Annotated in this window: 15 protein-coding genes; 10 read left to right on the top strand and 5 right to left on the bottom strand. The window is 72.1% G+C overall.

Annotated features, from left to right (window positions below; translation table 11 throughout):
• The first annotated feature begins 5 nt into the window (after positions 1 to 5).
• Positions 6 to 2,885 (top strand): sacsin N-terminal ATP-binding-like domain-containing protein, encoded by a 2,880-nt coding sequence (locus VFZ92_RS23430; RefSeq protein ID WP_330878162.1) that lies wholly within the window; start codon positions 6 to 8, stop codon positions 2,883 to 2,885.
• Positions 2,886 to 2,896: 11 nt separating this feature from the next.
• Here VFZ92_RS23430 and VFZ92_RS23425 read toward each other — a convergent pair whose 3' ends face one another.
• Positions 2,897 to 3,160, bottom strand: a complete 264-nt coding sequence (locus tag VFZ92_RS23425; RefSeq protein WP_330878161.1) for a DUF2530 domain-containing protein — start codon at positions 3,158 to 3,160, stop codon at positions 2,897 to 2,899.
• A gap of 77 nt (positions 3,161 to 3,237) precedes the next feature.
• Between VFZ92_RS23425 and VFZ92_RS23420 the strand changes: the two genes are divergently transcribed.
• The 3 genes from VFZ92_RS23420 (at position 3,238) to VFZ92_RS23410 (ending at position 6,548) form a co-directional block, all read left to right on the top strand.
• Positions 3,238 to 4,722 (top strand): NCS2 family permease, encoded by a 1,485-nt coding sequence (locus VFZ92_RS23420; RefSeq protein ID WP_330878160.1) that lies wholly within the window; start codon positions 3,238 to 3,240, stop codon positions 4,720 to 4,722.
• Positions 4,723 to 4,792: 70 nt separating this feature from the next.
• A complete protein-coding gene (locus tag VFZ92_RS23415; protein ID WP_414719989.1) occupies positions 4,793 to 5,212 on the top strand; it encodes a MarR family winged helix-turn-helix transcriptional regulator in 420 nt (139 codons plus the stop codon).
• Between the two features lie 4 nt (positions 5,213 to 5,216).
• Entirely contained in the window at positions 5,217 to 6,548 is a 1,332-nt protein-coding gene (locus tag VFZ92_RS23410; RefSeq protein WP_330878158.1) for an MFS transporter, read from the top strand.
• 280 nt (positions 6,549 to 6,828) lie between these two features.
• Here VFZ92_RS23410 and VFZ92_RS23405 read toward each other — a convergent pair whose 3' ends face one another.
• Entirely contained in the window at positions 6,829 to 7,458 is a 630-nt protein-coding gene (locus VFZ92_RS23405; protein WP_330878157.1) for a superoxide dismutase, read from the bottom strand.
• A gap of 137 nt (positions 7,459 to 7,595) precedes the next feature.
• Between VFZ92_RS23405 and VFZ92_RS23400 the strand changes: the two genes are divergently transcribed.
• Together VFZ92_RS23400 and VFZ92_RS23395 are read left to right on the top strand one after the other, a co-directional pair.
• Positions 7,596 to 9,245, top strand: coding sequence for an ABC-F family ATP-binding cassette domain-containing protein (locus VFZ92_RS23400; protein ID WP_330878156.1), 1,650 nt, complete (start codon positions 7,596 to 7,598; stop codon positions 9,243 to 9,245).
• A gap of 4 nt (positions 9,246 to 9,249) precedes the next feature.
• Complete coding sequence (locus tag VFZ92_RS23395; protein ID WP_259624433.1) at positions 9,250 to 9,660, top strand: hypothetical protein; 411 nt, start codon at positions 9,250 to 9,252, stop codon at positions 9,658 to 9,660.
• Between the two features lie 25 nt (positions 9,661 to 9,685).
• Here VFZ92_RS23395 and VFZ92_RS23390 read toward each other — a convergent pair whose 3' ends face one another.
• Entirely contained in the window at positions 9,686 to 11,179 is a 1,494-nt protein-coding gene (locus tag VFZ92_RS23390; protein WP_330878155.1) for a glutamate--cysteine ligase, read from the bottom strand.
• Positions 11,180 to 11,389: 210 nt separating this feature from the next.
• Here VFZ92_RS23390 and VFZ92_RS23385 point away from each other — a divergent pair, with 210 nt between their 5' ends.
• Together VFZ92_RS23385 and VFZ92_RS23380 are read left to right on the top strand one after the other, a co-directional pair.
• Positions 11,390 to 12,166 (top strand): RNA methyltransferase, encoded by a 777-nt coding sequence (locus VFZ92_RS23385; protein ID WP_330878246.1) that lies wholly within the window; start codon positions 11,390 to 11,392, stop codon positions 12,164 to 12,166.
• 232 nt (positions 12,167 to 12,398) lie between these two features.
• Complete coding sequence (locus tag VFZ92_RS23380; protein ID WP_330878154.1) at positions 12,399 to 13,025, top strand: DUF2537 domain-containing protein; 627 nt, start codon at positions 12,399 to 12,401, stop codon at positions 13,023 to 13,025.
• Between the two features lie 381 nt (positions 13,026 to 13,406).
• On the opposite strand, the gene VFZ92_RS23375 is transcribed toward VFZ92_RS23380, so the two are convergent.
• Together VFZ92_RS23375 and VFZ92_RS23370 are read right to left on the bottom strand one after the other, a co-directional pair.
• Positions 13,407 to 14,468 (bottom strand): DUF6042 family protein, encoded by a 1,062-nt coding sequence (locus VFZ92_RS23375; RefSeq protein WP_330878153.1) that lies wholly within the window; start codon positions 14,466 to 14,468, stop codon positions 13,407 to 13,409.
• Positions 14,468 to 14,758, bottom strand: coding sequence for a DUF6939 family protein (locus tag VFZ92_RS23370; protein WP_330878152.1), 291 nt, complete (start codon positions 14,756 to 14,758; stop codon positions 14,468 to 14,470). The genes VFZ92_RS23375 and VFZ92_RS23370 overlap by 1 nt, the downstream gene beginning before the upstream one ends.
• Positions 14,759 to 14,815: 57 nt before the next feature.
• On the opposite strand from VFZ92_RS23370, the gene VFZ92_RS23365 reads away from it, so the two are divergent.
• Complete coding sequence (locus VFZ92_RS23365) at positions 14,816 to 15,106, top strand: hypothetical protein (RefSeq protein WP_330878151.1); 291 nt, start codon at positions 14,816 to 14,818, stop codon at positions 15,104 to 15,106.
• Between the two features lie 163 nt (positions 15,107 to 15,269).
• Entirely contained in the window at positions 15,270 to 15,470 is a 201-nt protein-coding gene (locus VFZ92_RS23360) for a hypothetical protein (RefSeq protein ID WP_330878150.1), read from the top strand.
• The last annotated feature ends 30 nt before the right edge of the window (positions 15,471 to 15,500 follow it).

Raw genomic sequence — 15,500 nt, 5'->3', positions numbered from 1 at the left:
CCGCCGTGCCCTCGGACCCCTTCGGCACGGAGGCGCTGCGCGACTCCGTGCTGGCCTCGTGGCGCGGTTCGCCCACCAGGTTCCGCGAGGACGCCAACGCCGAGGAGGACCTGCGCCTCGGGGGCTACCGCGACCGGCTGCTGGTCGAGCTGGCGCAGAACGCCTCCGACGCCGCGGGCGCCGAGCCCGGCGTGCTCCGCCTGTCCGTTGTGGACGGCGAGCTGCGCGCGGCGAACACCGGCGTGCCGCTGGACGCCGCCGGTGTGACGGCGCTCGCGTCGCTGCGCGCGTCGACCAAGAACTCCGGCACCATCGGCCAGTTCGGCGTCGGCTTCGCCGCGGTGCTGGCCGTGACCGACGCCCCCAGGGTCGTGTCGACCTCCGGCGCCGTCGCCTTCTCCGCCGAGCGCACCCGTGCCGCCGTGCCGGACTCGGCCGAGCAGCGCGGCGGCGACGTGCCGGTGCTGCGGCTGGTGTGGCCGAGCGACGAGACCGACGTGCCCGCGGGTTTCGCGACCGAGGTCCGGCTGCCGCTGAAGGTGGACGGGGCCGCGCTGCTGGCCGAGTTCGCCGACCAGGCGGGCGACCTGCTGCTGGCGCTGCCCGGCCTGAACCGCGTCGAGATCGCGGACCGGGTGTGGACCCGCGAGGACGTCGACGACGACGTGGTGGTCCTGCACGGCCCGGACGGCTCGACCCGCTGGGTCCTGCACCGCGTCTCCGGTGAGCTGCCCGCGTCGCTCGTGGCGGGTGTCGAGACCCGGCCGCAGTGGTCGATCTGCTGGGCGTGGCCGTCCGACGGCGTCCTGGCCGACGAGGTGCTGCACGCGCCGACCCCCACCGACGAACGCCTGTCGCTGCCCGCGAGGCTGCTCGCCACGCTGCCGGTCGAGCCGTCGCGCCGCCGCGTGCAGCCCGGCCCCGCCGTGGACGCCGTGCTCGCCGAGGCCGCCGCGCACTACCCGGCCCTGGTCGCGAAGCTGCCCGCCGTGCAACGGACGACGCTCGTCCCCCTGCCCGGCTTCCCTCTGTCCGAAGTGGACGGTGTGCTGCGCGCCGGCGTGCTGAAGGCCTTGCGCACGGCCGAATGGCTGCCGCTCGCGAGCGGCGAGTGGGCCTCGCCCGCGAAGGCGAAGGTGCTCGACGCGGGTTCCGAGGAACTGGTCGAACTCCTGGAAGAAGTGATCCCCGGCCTGCTCGACGCCGAGCTCACCCTGCCCGAGCACGCGAAGGCGTTGGCGGCGCTGGAGGTTCGCCGCCTGACCATGCGCGACGTCGTGGACGCGCTGGCGGGCCTGAGCGGCGACCCGGACTGGTGGCGTCGGCTCTACGCCGAGCTGGACCCGATCGCCGAGGTCGACTCGAAGGCCCGCGAGGACCTGGGCGGCCTCCCGGTCCCGCTGGCGGACGGCCGGACCGTCACGAGCCCGCGCGGCGTGCTGGTCCTCGACGCCGACCAGGAGACCCTGGACCTGCTGGCGGGCGTGGACGTGTCCGGGCTGCGGATCGCGCACCCCGAGGCCGTGCACCGGCTGCTGACCCGCCTCGGCGCGGTCGAGGCCGGGCCGGTGGAACTGCTGGACTCCGAGGCCATCCGCGAGGCCGTGCACCGCAGCGCCGACGAGGTCGACGCGGGCATGGACGGCCACGACCTCGTGCGCGCCGTGCTGCGCCTGGTCGACCGCTCCGGGATGCGCTCCGGCGACCGGCCGTGGCTCGCGGAACTCGTGCTGCCCGACGCCTCCGGCGACTGGCGCCGCGCGGACGAGCTGGTGCTGCCCGATTCGGCGCTGCTGGACGTGCTGGAGCCGGACGCCCCGATCGGCGTGCTGGACGCGAAGGTCGCCGAGCAGTGGCCCCGGTCGGTGCTGACCGCGATCGGCGTGGTCGACGGGTTCAGCGTGGTCGTGGACGAGGACCCGACCGAGCCCGACCACGACCTGGCCGACGAGGGCTACTGGTGGGCCGCGTCGCCGGAGCCGCCGACCCGCGTCGTCGGCATCCGCGACCTCGACCTGGTGGCCCGCGACGCGTGGCCCGCCGCGCTGGCGATGCTGGCCGCCGACCCGGTGGCGTGGCGGGCGGTGCGGGAGCCGGACGGCTACACCGGCTGGTGGCTCTCGCAGTACGCGACGCTCGACGGCGTGCCGCTGTGCGACTGGCGGCTGCCGACCGCCGAGTCCCTCGCCGGGCTCTACGACGTGGTGCCGGACGTCGGCCTGCCCGAGCACGTGCTCGTCGCGGTCGGCGTGCGCACCGAGCTGGACGTGCGCGGCGACGACGACGTGCGGGACCTGCTGCGGCGCCTGGGCGACCCGGAGCGGACGCCCGCCGACGCGCTGGTGTTCACGGCGCACGCGGCGCTGGCCGAGGTCGCGCACCTGCTCGACTCCGGCGGCATCACCCCGCCGGAGAGGGTGCGCGTGCTGACCGGCGCCGCCGTGCCCGCCGACGACGTGGTCGTGCTCGACCTGCCGTGGCTGCTCGGCGTGCTGCCCCCGGAGGGCGTGCTGGCCGCCGACGGTGGAGCCGACGCGCTGGCCGAGCTGCTCGCGCTGCCGCTGGCGTCCGAGGAGGTCGACGGGGTGCCGACGACCGGGGGCGACGCCGTCCCGTGGCACGAGCTGGGCGCCGTCCGGCTGGCCTGCGAGCTGCTCGGCGTCGACCTGCCGGACGGGTCCGTGGTCGTGCACGACGAGCTGCGCGTGAGCGTCGACGGGACCGAGCACGAGGTCTCGTGGTGGCTGGTCGACGACGTGGTGCACGCCGTCGACACCCCCGAGGGCCTGGCCCGCGCGCTGGCGTGGACCAGCGACCGCTGGGCGGACCGGCACGCGTTCGCCGCCCTGATCACCGACCCGACCCCGGTCACCCTGCTCGGTTAGGGACCGGCCGGTCAGAAACCGGTCTGCGCGCCCCGCGACCCGCGGCGCGCGGCCCGGCGCTGCCACGCGAACAGGCCGTACCCCAGGATCCCGAGCACCATGCCCGTGAAGCAGCACCACAGCCACAGGGTGTTGTCCACGTCGAAGACCAGGAAGTAGAGGAAGGCCAGAGCCCACACCGCCGTGCCGCCGAGGATGGTGGGCACGGGGTCGGCCAGCCTCGCGGGCAGCGGGGGAGGACTCGGCAGCGAGTCGTGTTCGGACTGTTCGGCCACGTCAGGCAGGCTACCTCCCGGAAACAAGGATCGGGCACGCTCACCGGGCACCGGTCCAGGTACCGATTGGGGTAGACATGGCCACCCGAGGGACGTCCGCGGAGTCGACGACGCCGCCACCTTCGAAGCTCGACGGTTTCTTCAAGATCTCCGAACGCGGCTCGACCGTTTCGCGGGAGCTGCGCGGCGGACTGGTCACGTTCGTGACGATGGCGTACATCGTGGTGCTGAACCCGTTGATCCTGGGCAGCTTCGCGGCCGACGACGCCGGGGCGAAGAAGGACGTGCTCGGCGCGATCCTGCCGGTCACCCAGGTCGCGGCGGTGACGGCGCTGGTCGCGGGCGTGATGACCATCCTCTTCGGCCTGGTCGCGAACCTGCCGTTCGCGATGGCCACCGGCCTGGGCATCAACACGTTCGTGGCGGTCACGATCGTGCCCCAGATGACCTGGCCCGAGGCGATGGGCCTGGTCGTGCTGAACGGCCTGGTCGTGCTGCTCCTGGTGGTGACCGGGGTGAGGCAGGCGGTGTTCAACGCCGTGCCGAACGAGCTGAAGGCGGCCATCGCGGTCGGCATCGGCCTGTTCATCTGCTTCATCGGCCTGGTCGACGCGGGCTTCGTGCGCAGGCTCCCCGACGCCGCGGGCACGACCGTCCCGGTGGGCCTCGGCATCAACGGCTCGATCGCGTCGTGGCCGACGCTGGTGTTCGTGGTCGGCCTGCTCGTCACCGGCATCCTGTTCGCCCGCAGGGTGAAGGGCGCGATCCTCATCGGCGTGCTGTCGGCGACGGTGCTGTCCATCGTGGTCGAGGCCGTCTTCCACGCGGGCCCGTCGAAGGGCGTCGACCCGCTCGGCTGGAACCTCGGCTACCCGGCCCTGCCGAGCGAGTTCCTCAGCCTCCCCGACCTGTCGCTCGTCGGTGAGGTCTCCTTCGGGGCGTGGACCCGCGTGCCCGCGATCACCTGCGCGCTGCTGGTGTTCACGCTCGTGCTGACCGACTTCTTCGACACCGTCGGCACGATGACGGGGCTCGGCAAGGAGGCCGGTCTGATCGACCGGGAGGGCCAGTTGCCGAACGTCAACAAGGCCCTGTTCGTCGACGGCGTCGGCGCGGTCGCGGGCGGTGCGGCGTCCTCGTCGTCGAACACGGTCTACATCGAGTCCGCCTCCGGCATCGCCGAGGGGGCGCGCACGGGCCTGGCGAACGTCGTGACGGGGCTGCTGTTCCTCGCCGCGATGTTCCTGACACCGCTGTACGCGGTGGTGCCGGTCGAGGCCGCCGCGCCCGCGCTGGTCATCGTCGGCGCGCTGATGATGATGCAGGTCAAGGAAATCGACTTCGGCGACTTCTCCATCGCGCTGCCCGCGTTCCTCACCATCGTCGTGATGCCGTTCACCTACTCGATCGCCAACGGCATCGGCGCGGGCTTCGTCAGCTACGTGCTGCTGCGGGCGCTGACGGGTCGGGCCAGGAGCGTGCACCCGCTCATGTGGGTGGTCGCGGCGGCGTTCGTCGTGTACTTCGCCATCGGCCCCATCCGGGCCCTGTTCGGGGCGTAAGTCCGATTCGGCCACTCGGACGGGCGCGGAGGTTCATATCGTGAGGTATGCTAACTACGTGACGGACATCGTGGGGGAGCAGGGACTGGCGAGCAGGTTGAGGCTCGCCGTCGTTCGGCTCAACCGCAGGCTCCGCGCCCAGCGCACCAATTCGTCGATCACCCTCACGCAGGTCTCGGCGCTGTCCACACTGCACAAGTGCGGGCCGCTGACGCCCGGCGAGCTGGCCGCCAAGGAAGGCGTCCAGCCCCCGTCGATGACCAGGGTGATAGCCGCGCTGGAGGAGTTCGGCTTCGCGACCCGCAGGCCTCACCCCACCGACGGCCGCCAGGCCATCGTGCAGCTCAGCGAGTCCGGTCTCGCGTTCGTGAACGAAGAGGTGGGGGCCAGGGAAGCCTGGCTCGACAAGCGCTTGGCTGAACTGACGGCGGAAGAGCGGGAACTCCTCTCCCGCGCGGCGGAGATCATCGACAGGATGGCGGGGCAGTAACAAGGTGCCGGCTTACGCGGGTGGTAGCGAGACGGATCGGATCGACCGGGACATCGCGCTACCTCCCCCGCGGGAGAAGGCACCGAAGCGCTCCGGCATGTTCGAGTCCCTCAAGGTCCGCAACTACCGGTTCTACGCGTCCGGCCAGGTCGTCTCCCTCATCGGCGTGTGGATGCAGCGCGTCGCCCAGGACTGGCTCGTGCTGGAGCTGTCCGGCGGCAGCCCGGTGGCGCTGGGCATCGCCGCCGCGCTCCAGTTCGCGCCCACCCTCGTGTTCTCGCTCTACGCGGGCGTCCTCGCGGACCGGATGGACAAGCGCAAGCTGCTGCTGGTGCTGGAGACCGGCCTGGCGCTGTGCGCGCTGACGCTGGGGCTGCTGGACGTCACGGGGCTCGCGGAGCTGTGGCACGTGTACCTGCTGTGCCTGCTGCTCGGCTGCGTCTCGGCGACGGAAACGCCGGTGCGGCAGTCGTTCGTGATCGAGATGGTCGGCAAGGACCAGCTGCCGAACGCCGTGGCGCTCAACTCGATGACCTTCAACCTGGCCCGCATGGTCGGCCCCGCCGTCGCGGGCGTCGGCATCACCCTCATCGGCACCGGCTGGATGTTCCTGATCAACGCGGCCTCGTTCGTCGCCGTGATCGGCGGGCTGCTGCTGATGGACGTCTCCCGCCTGCACCGCTCCGTGCCCGTGCCCCGCGAGCGCGGGCAGCTGCGCGAGGGGCTGCGGTACGTGAAGGGTCGGCCGGACCTGGTGATCCTGCTGGTGCTGGTCTTCTTCATCTCCACGTTCGGCCTGAACTTCTTCCTCACCCTGGCGGTGATGGCCCGCAACGTGTTCGGCGGCAACGCCGACGCGTACGGCCTGCTGACGACGCTGCTCGCCGTCGGCACCCTCGCCGGGGCGACGCTCGCGGCCAAGCGCAGCACGCGGGGCAAGCCCCGGCTCGGGCTGCTGATCGGCGGCGCGCTGGCGTTCGGCTTCCTGGAGGTCGCGGCAGGCCTGATGCCGAACCTCATCACCGTCGGCCTGATGCTGATCCCGGTCGGCATCGCGATGATGACGTTCACGACCACCGCCAACGCCACCGTGCAGATGTCGGTGGCACCGGCCATGCGCGGTCGGGTGATGGGCCTCTACATGCTGGTGTTCCTCGGCGGCACGCCGGTGGGCGGCCCGGTGATGGGCTGGCTGGCCGAGCACTTCACCGGCCGGGCCCCGCTGGTGGCGGGCGGCGTCATCTCGATCGTCACGGCGCTGGTCGGCTACGCCGTCCTGGTCCGCCGCGGCGGCCTGGTGCTGCCGAAGTTCCCGGTCCGCAACCGCCGCACGTAGATCCGCAGGCCTCCGAGGTGCGGGAACGAACTTCTCCCGCACACTTTCGGGCTACCCGCTTCCCAAGTGAGAGAGCTTAGGCTAACCTAAGTCTCGTCACTTCGTGGTGGGAGTGGCAGTCAGTTCGGGAACAGACGAGGCCCCGCCCCCGGTCGTACCGCCGGGGGCGGGGCCTCGTCGTTATGTGGTCCGGGAGTGCCGGGGCACCGCATTCCGCGCGGCACCCCGACGCTCCCGATCGGCAGCGTCGGCTTGTCGGAGCACCCACTGCCGAGTCCTGTCAGGCGGTGGGGAGCAGCAGCCCGTTCTGCCCGGCCCGCGCCGCCTCGAAGCGCGCGTTCACGTCGTCCCAGTCGACGATGTTCCACAGCGCGTTGATGTAGTCCACCTTCAGGTTGCGGTACTGGAGGTAGTACGCGTGCTCCCAGATGTCGAACGCCAGCAGCGGCGTGGTCGCGATCGACAGGTTGGAGTGGTGGTCCTTCAGCTGCTGCGTGATCAACCGCTGCCCGACCGGCTCCCAGGCGAGGATGCCCCAGCCCGACCCCTGGATCGAGCTCGCGGCGGCGTTGAGCTGGAGGCGCAGCTTGTCGAACGAGCCGAAGAACTCGTCCACCGCCGCCGCCAGCTCGCCGACCGGCTTGTCGCCGCCGTTCGGGCTGAGGTTCTTCCACCACACCTGGTGCAGCGCGTGCCCGGCGAGGTGGAACGCGAGCGTGGTCTCCAGGCCGACGATCGAGCCGAGGTTCTCCTTGTCGCGGGCCTCGTCGATCTGCTCCAGCGTGTCGTTCGCGCCCTTCACGTACGCGGCGTGGTGCTTGCCGTGGTGCAGCTCGTTGATCTCGCCGATGATCGCGGGCTCCAGATCGGCGTAGTCGTAGTCCAGATCCGGCAGCACGTACGGGGCCATCGCGGCTCTCCCCTTCAGCTTTTTGCAACTATCTATTAGTTGCAACTTACTGGCATCAAGCTCGGTGTGCGAGGGTGGGACCGATCCCGGGCGGAAACTCGGTTGCCCGGTGCACCCGCGGCTGGAACGGTCGACCCGTGTCCGTCCTGACGGCCCGCGGGGTCACGCTGTCGTTCGGTCCGAGGACGGTGCTCGTGGGGGTCGACCTCGACGTCCGCGCAGGCGAGCGCACCGGTCTGGTCGCTCCCAACGGCGTCGGCAAGTCGACGCTGCTGCGGGTGCTGGCCGGTGAACTGGTCCCGGACGGGGGTGTCGTCAGCAGGCACCCGCCGTCGGCCGTGGTGGCGTACCTCACGCAGGAGACCCGTCCCCGTCCCGGCGAATCGCTCCGCGCGCACCTGGCCCGCCGCACGGGCGTCGCCGAGGCGTCGGCCGACTTCGAGCGCGCCGCCGTCGCCCTGTCCGAGGGCGCTCCCGGTGCCGACGACCGGTACTCGGCCGCGTTCGACCGCTGGACGACCATCGGCGCCGCCGACTTCGACGAGCGCGCGGACGCCGTGTGCGACCGGCTCGGCCTCGCCGCCGACCTGCTCGACCGCCGCGCCGCGCACGAGCTGTCCGGCGGCCAGTCGGCTCGGCTGCGGCTGGCGTCGGTGCTGCTGACCAGGGCGGACGTGCTGCTGCTCGACGAGCCGACCAACGACCTGGACGCCGACGGGCTCGACCTGCTGGAGACCCACGTCGTGGGCAGCCCGGCCGCGGTCGTGCTCGTCAGCCACGACCGGGAGTTCCTGGCCCGCACCACCACGGCCATCGCCGAGCTGGACGAGTTCACCCGCACCACGACCCTCTTCCGCGGCGGCTGGGACGCCTACGTCGAGGAGAAGGCCGCGGCCGAACGGCGGGCGCGCGAGGAGTTCGAGGCGTACGCGACCAAGCGCGACTCGCTGACCGAGCGGGCGCGGCAGACCCGCGAGTGGTCCCGCCAGGGCGTGCGCAACGTGGCCAGGTCGGGTGAGAACGACCGCAACATCCGGCACCGGGAGAAGCAGCGCTCGCAGGCCACCGCCGCCAAGGCGTCCACCGTGGACCGCGCGCTGGACCGGCTGGAGGAGGTGGAGGAACCGCGCGAGGCGTGGGAACTCCGCCTCACGCTGCCCAGCGCGGGACGGGGGAGCCAGGTCGCGTTCACGTTGCGGCAGGCCGTCGTCCAGCGCGGTGACGTGACGCTCGGACCGGTCGACCTCACGATCGGCGCGGGCGAGCGCTGGCGGATCACCGGCCCGAACGGGTCGGGCAAGTCCACGCTCCTCGGCGCGCTGCTGGGCCGGGTCCCGCTGGTGTCCGGCGACCGGAGCCGGGGCGCGTCGGTCGTCGTCGGCGAGGTCGACCAGCTCCGCGAGGAGTTCGCCACCGACCGGTCCGTGCTCGACGTGGTGGTGTCGGCCACCGGGCTGGAACGGGTCGACGCGCGGACGCTGCTGGCGAAGTTCCGGGTCGGCGCGGACACCGTGCTGCGGGAGGCCAGGACCCTGTCGCCCGGCGAGCGCACCCGTGCCGGACTGGCCCTGTTGCAGGCCCGCGGCACCACCTGCCTCGTGCTCGACGAGCCGACCAACCACCTCGACCTCGCGGCGATCAACCAGCTGGAACAGGCGCTCGACACGTACGAGGGCACGTTGTTGCTGGTCACGCACGACCGCAGGCTCGCACGCGCGGTCTCCGTCGACCGCGAGCTGGACGTCCGCGGGCTGTTCGCCAGCCGACCCGCGAAGGGTGCAAGATAAGAGGATGAGCACCGAGGAGGACTGGCCTGTCGAACAGACCTGGTCCATGCGCAACACGCACTGGCACGCCTACGTCGAGCACACCTCGCTCGACCACGCCTCACCTCGGGCGGAACGGCTGGAACGCACCCCGGAAGAGGTGCTGAGCACGCCCGCGGAGGTCGCCGCCTGGCTGGAGGTGAACCTCCGCAGCGCCACCAAGCCGGAGGAGGCGGGCAAGAAGCGCGTCAAGGACGAGCGCGACTTCTCCGACTCCAACCGGGTGCACACCTCGCTGGCCTCCTGCGGCGAGTCCATCTACACCGGCGTCAAGGGGATGCTGACCCTCGCGGTCGAGGCCGTGACCCCGGACGACTGCCGCAGCTCCCACGACGGCGCCGACGTGGCGCCGCTGAAGTCGGGTCGCCGCCGCTAGCGGGCGGCGGCCCCGGCGTTCGAGGTCAGACCGGCCAGGTGTGCACGGGCCCTCCCCCGTGCATGAGTTCCACGTACCGCTCCAGCATCCCGGTGAGCGCGGTTCCGCGATCGGCGCCGCGCTCCTCCAAGCGCAGCACCGTGTCGCGCTGCCACGACGAGCCCGTGCGCCGGGCTAGGCAGCGCTGCTCGACCACGCCGAGGTACCGCTCGCGGGCCTCGTCGGACACGCCGCACGCGCGCAGCCCGTCGTGCGCCATCGGCAGGAGCCTGCGCAGCACCAGCTCGTCCGGCGGCACCCAGCCGATGCCCGGCCAGTACAGCTGCGCGTTCATGCCGTGCCGCGAACCGGTGTAGAGGTTCTCCTCCGCGGCGTGGAACGACATCTGGGTCCACAGTGGACGTTCCTGGTCGACCAGCGCCCGCTGGGCCCCGTAGAAGAACGCCGCGTTGGCCACGATGTCCAGCACGGTCGGGCCCGCGGGCAGCACGCGGTTCTCGATGCGCAGGTGCGGAACGCCGTCGACCACGTCGTACACCGGCCGGTTCCAGCGCCAGACCGTGCCGTTGTGCAGCCGCAGCTCCGCCAGCTCCGGCGTCCCGCCCGCCGCCAGCAGCTCGACGGGGTTCTCCTCGTCGGTCTCCGGCAGCAGCGCGGGGAAGTAGCGGGCGTTCTCCTCGAACAGGTCGAAGATCGAGGTGATCCAGCGCTCGCCGAACCACACCCTCGGCCGCACGCCCTGGTTCTTCAGCTCCTGCGACCGGGTGTCGGTCGACTGGAGGAACAGCGGGACGCGGGTCTCGTGCCACAGCGCCTTGCCCAGCAGGAACGGGGAGTTCGCGGCGATGGCGACCTGCACGCCCGCCAGGCACTGCGCCGCGTTCCAGTGCGCGGCGAAGTCCGAGGGCGCCACCTGGAGGTGCAGCTGCACCGACGTGCAGGCCGCCTCCGGCAGGATCGACTCCTGGTAGCTCATCAGCCTCTCCGGCGTGCGGCCGGTGAACGGCGAACCCTCCATGTGCAGCAGGGTTTCCTCGCCGCGCGCCGCGAAGATGCTGTCGTTCAGCACCTTGTACCGCGAGCTGTTGGACAGCCACCGCTGGTCGAAGTGCTCGTTGCGCAGGGTCGGCAGCACACCGATCATCACCAGGTTCGCGCCCGCGTCCTTCGCCTTGTCGTCGGCCGCGCCGAGCGACGCGCGCAGGTCCTCTTCCAGGCCAAGGGTCTCGTCGCCCGCCAGCGCGCGCGGCGGGACGTTGATCTCCAGGTTCTGCTGGCCGAGTTCGAGCGTGAACGACGGGTCGTCGATCTTCTCCAGCACTTCCGCGTTCGCCATCGCCGGTCTCATGGAGTCGTCGACGAGGGCCAGTTCGATCTCCAGGCCCATCTGCTGCCTCGGGAAGGAGAAGCTGTCCTCCGCCAGCATCGTCGCCAGTGCTTCGAGACACCTCTGGATCTTCTCCCGGTACCTCTGGCGATCGTCACGGGTGTACGTGCGGCTGGAGACATCCCTACCCATGCCGCCTCCCCTTCGGTCGTGCGACTCCGGCGGCGGAGCGGAGCGCCAACCGTGACACAGCCCGCAGGGGGCCGCCAGCGTCCAAATCGGTGCTCTCTGTCACATGGCCGTAACAGTCGGCGAGGATGTGCTGGTTGGCCGCGTGGATGTTGATCCCTCTGGTCTACGTGCCCGGCTCACATGGCGGGAGGTGCGAGAATTCCACCCGTGGTGATCGAGATCGACGACCCGGCCGACCCGCGACTGGATGATTTCCGCGACCTGTCCACCGCTGATCGCAGGCCTGACCGGCCGGGTGGCCGGGGTCTCGTGATCGCGGAGGGTGTCGTCGTGGTCGAACGGCTGCTCGCCTCGCCGTTCCCGGTCAGGGGGTTCCTCGGCGTGCGCAGGCGCATCGAGGCGCTCGGCGACCTCCCGGCCCCCGCGTACGTCGCGTCCGCCGACCTGATGGCCGAGGTGGTCGGCTTCCACCTCAACCGCGGCGTGCTCGCCGCCGCCGACCGCGCCGTCCAGCCGTCCGCGGCCGACATCGCCTCCACCGCACGCCGCCTGGCCGTGCTGGAAGGCGTGGGCGACCACGAGAACCTGGGGTCGATCTTCCGCAACGCCGCCGCCCTGGGTGTCGACGGCATCCTGCTGGGGCCGGGGTGCAGCGACCCGCTGTACCGGCGCAGCGTCCGGGTGTCGATGGGCCACGTGCTGCGGGTGCCGTTCGCCCCGCTCGACCCGTGGCCCGGCGGGTTGGACGTGCTGCGGGAGAAGGGCTTCCGGGTCGTGGCCCTCACGCCGAGGGAGGGTTCCGTCGGCCTGGCCGACGCGGGCCTGCGCGGCTCGCGCGTCGCCGTGCTGCTCGGCTCGGAGGGGCCGGGTCTCACCGAGGAGGCCATCGCCGCGGCGGACGTCGCGGTCCGCATCCCGATGGCACCGGGCGTCGACTCCCTCAACGTGGCCACCGCCGCGGCCGTGGTGTTCTACGCGACCGCGTGAGTGATGGCCGCGGTGCGCCGCGCACTCGGCTCGACCTGGTTGTCGCGGGGCGGCGGCAGCGGCCGGAGAGCTGTTGTCGCGGTGTGTGGCGGGTGCTGTGACCGCCGGGCTCCGGATGGTGGTGCGGAAGGTCGGAGCGGCCGTCGCGCTGTCGTGCTCCACGCGATCACCTGAAGGAGCGGCCGACACGATACGTTCTTCCCGGAAGCCGTGACCGTGGAAGGGACCGTTCGTGGAGTTGCGTGTGCAGGCGGGCCGCGCCGTGCTCGCGGGCGAGAGCGAGTCCGGGGAACTCGAAGTGGATCCGCACACCCTCCCCCTGGGCGCGGGTCTGGCTGAAGCGCTGCACGAGTGGGCCAAGGTCGCCGAAGCCGTGCAGCGCACCAACGCCCCCGCCGACGGTGCCGCGGGCGCGCTCGTCACCAGGCGCGGCCGTCAGCTGGCAGGCCGCCTGGCCGCCGACATGGGCACCCCGGTCGCCTTCGCCGACCCGGTCACCGGCGAACGCCACCTGGTCGACGCCTCGCAGTCCGGCGTCCGCCCGTCTCCCCGCCGCCCCGAGGTGGTCGTGCCCGAACCGGAAACCGAAGACCTCGAACCCACCCCGTGGGGAACAGGCCTGACGGTCAGCGTGTTCAGCGGCGCGGTAGCCGCCTTCCTGGTCGTCACCCTCTCCCTCGGCCTGGGTGAGACCAACCGCTGGCTGGCCCTGGTCGCCAACGTCCTGGTGGTGGGCGGCATCGCCCCCTCGGTCTGGCTGGCCCGCAAGGTGATCATCTGGCGCTGGGTCGCCTACGGCGTCACAACCGGCGTGGTCCTGGCCTGGATCGCCCTCATCCTGACCCTCTTGGAACCCTGAAAGCCGGGGGTTGTGACGGCTGGGTGAGGGCCAGCGCAAGCCGTTCTCACCTATAAACCCGCACCCCTCCCGAACGCAGCCTGGCTCGACGCAATCCGCCCCCGTGCGCAACCGGGCCTCTTTCTCTCGCCCGCGCCCTCTCGGAGCGCAACCTGGCCCGACCCAACCTGCTCCTGTGCGCAACCGGGCCTTTTGGTCTTACTCGCGCCCCTCCGAGCGCAACCTGGCCCAGCGCAACCCGCCCCGTGCTCAGCCGGCCTTTGGTCTTGCCCGTGCTCCTTCCCAGCGCAACCTGGCTCAACGCAACCCGCCCGCGTGCGCAACCGGGCCTCTTTGATCGCACCCCACCCCACCCCACCCAACCCGGCCCCAAAGAACCACCTACCCCGGCAACGCCATCCGGAACTCCCCCTCCACCACTAGCAACCCGGCCCGACACGCCCAATCCAGCGCCTCCCGAACCTCCCCCTCCGACACCAGCGTGCGCTCCGCCAACGCGGCCGCGGTCTGCTCACCCCCTCCCCACAGCGCGACCGTGATCAGGTCGGACGCGAACGAGGCGAAGCGGTTGTGCTCGTCCTGCTGCCGCAGCGCGGCCCGGCGGGCGGCGGGCAGGTCCAGCACGTCCTCCGCCCGCGGCGCGGGCAGGTGGGTGCGGTAGCCGCCGTCGTCCTCGTCGAGCACGCCCGCGGCGACGAACACGTCCAGCACCTCGTGCGCCGACCGCGGCTCAGGCAGGCCCAGTCGACGGGCCAGCGCGGCCGGGTCGAGGTCGCTGTCCGGCTTGTGCGGCAGCGGTTCCGCGAGCCAACCGGGACCGCCGAAGCGCGGCTCTCCCCAGCGCGCCAGCGCGTCGAGCGATGTCCGGCCGGTCTCGTCCCGCGCCATCGACACCACGGCGAGCAGCTCGGCGGCGGGGGAGTTCCTCAGCACCTCCCACCCGGCACCGCCGGAACGGACCGCGGGCTCGGAACGGCGCAGCCACCGGGGCGGGGTGGGGGTGGCGTCCGGCCAGAACCGCAGCACCCACAGGGCTTCCGGCCCCTCGGCCGACGCGGGGAGCGCCTTGGTCGCCACCCGGACCCGGTAGTCGCCGACACCGCCGAGGCGCAGGTGGTCCTCGGGAGGACTGCCCGTGACGTACGTCAGGTACACCGCGCCGCTCCGGCTCCGGTACGGCGTCTCCACGACCTCGGACCAGTCGTCCGACTCGGCGGGCGGCGCGGAGTCGTGCACCTCCAGCCGCACGACGAGCGGCCCGTCGCCCGCCGAACCCTCCAGCCAGCCGTAACCCGCGCGGGCCACCGTGCCGCACGGCTGACCGCCCAACCCCCACTGCTCGAACGGTCCGGCGTCCTCGTCGCCGTTGTCCGTGTCGTGGATCGTCAACGTCCCGAACTCCGGCCAGTGCTCGTCGTCCTGGTAGAACCCCAGCACCGCCATCACCACTCACCCCGCACGCACCGCGCCACCAGCGCGGCGTGGGTCAGCGGGCTGGACAGGTCGGTGACGTCCGCGCCGTCGAACACCTCCAGCGCCTGCCGGATCCCCTCCACCGACTCGCCGGTCGCCGAGGGCGAGAAGGGCACCGGGATGCCGCCGTGCGGGTGGAACGGGCTCAGCCGCAGCCACGGCGCGGGCCCCTTCGACGTCACGTCGACCACCGCGGCGCCCGGATGGTTCTTCGCCGCCCAAGCCGCTCCGCGCCTCTTGCCCACCACGTGCACCACCATGCTCAGCAGGGTGCCGGCAGGGTCTGACAATTGTGGGTGGAGGAACCGAAACCGCAGGTGGAACGTCTGATCGGCATGGGTGAAGCGCGGTGGTGGGTGCTGGTCGAGGAGGTCCGCGGCATGGGCGACGGGCGGGAGTGGAAGGTCTCGCACGTCGCCCCCGTCGGTGACGAGGAGGCGGCACGGGCGGAGGCGCTGCGCCTGGCGCGCGAGTTCACGCCCACCTACCCGTGGTCCCCGAAGTCGCGGAAGGTCCTGCGGGTCGGCGACGACTCCTACCTCGTGATCGTCGAGGGGCGGACGTCGTCGTTCCACTTCCGCACCCGCGTCGGCGAGCTGGTCGACTGACAGCACGACCGTGCCGCCCTCGGCGATCCGGACGGCACCGCCAGCCTGGCCCTCGTGCGCGGCAGCGAGGACCTGCGCGGTGTCGAGAGCGTCGAACTCGTGCGGGAGGAGCCGGTCGCCCTCCTGCCCCCACCACCAGCGCGGACCTCCGCCGCGAGGACGCGTGCACCGCGAGTGCCCGCCGATCCCGTTCGACGAGCTGGTGGGCCTGGTCGCGCTGGGGAGACTGGTCGTCGTCGCAGGTCACAGCGCCGCCGCCCGCCTCGGTCACGCGGTCGTCGCGGTTCCGGTCACCGACCTGCCCACGACCGCCCTCGTGGTCGGCTGGCCCCGCCACGACCCGTCCGCACCGCCCAGGACGTGACCGCCCGTCTCCTCAGCCGCACGGCTTCTT

The sequence above is a fragment of the Umezawaea sp. genome, assembly GCF_036375055.1.
GTDB lineage: Bacteria > Actinomycetota > Actinomycetes > Mycobacteriales > Pseudonocardiaceae > Umezawaea.
This window is presented reverse-complemented; position numbering and strand designations above follow the sequence as displayed.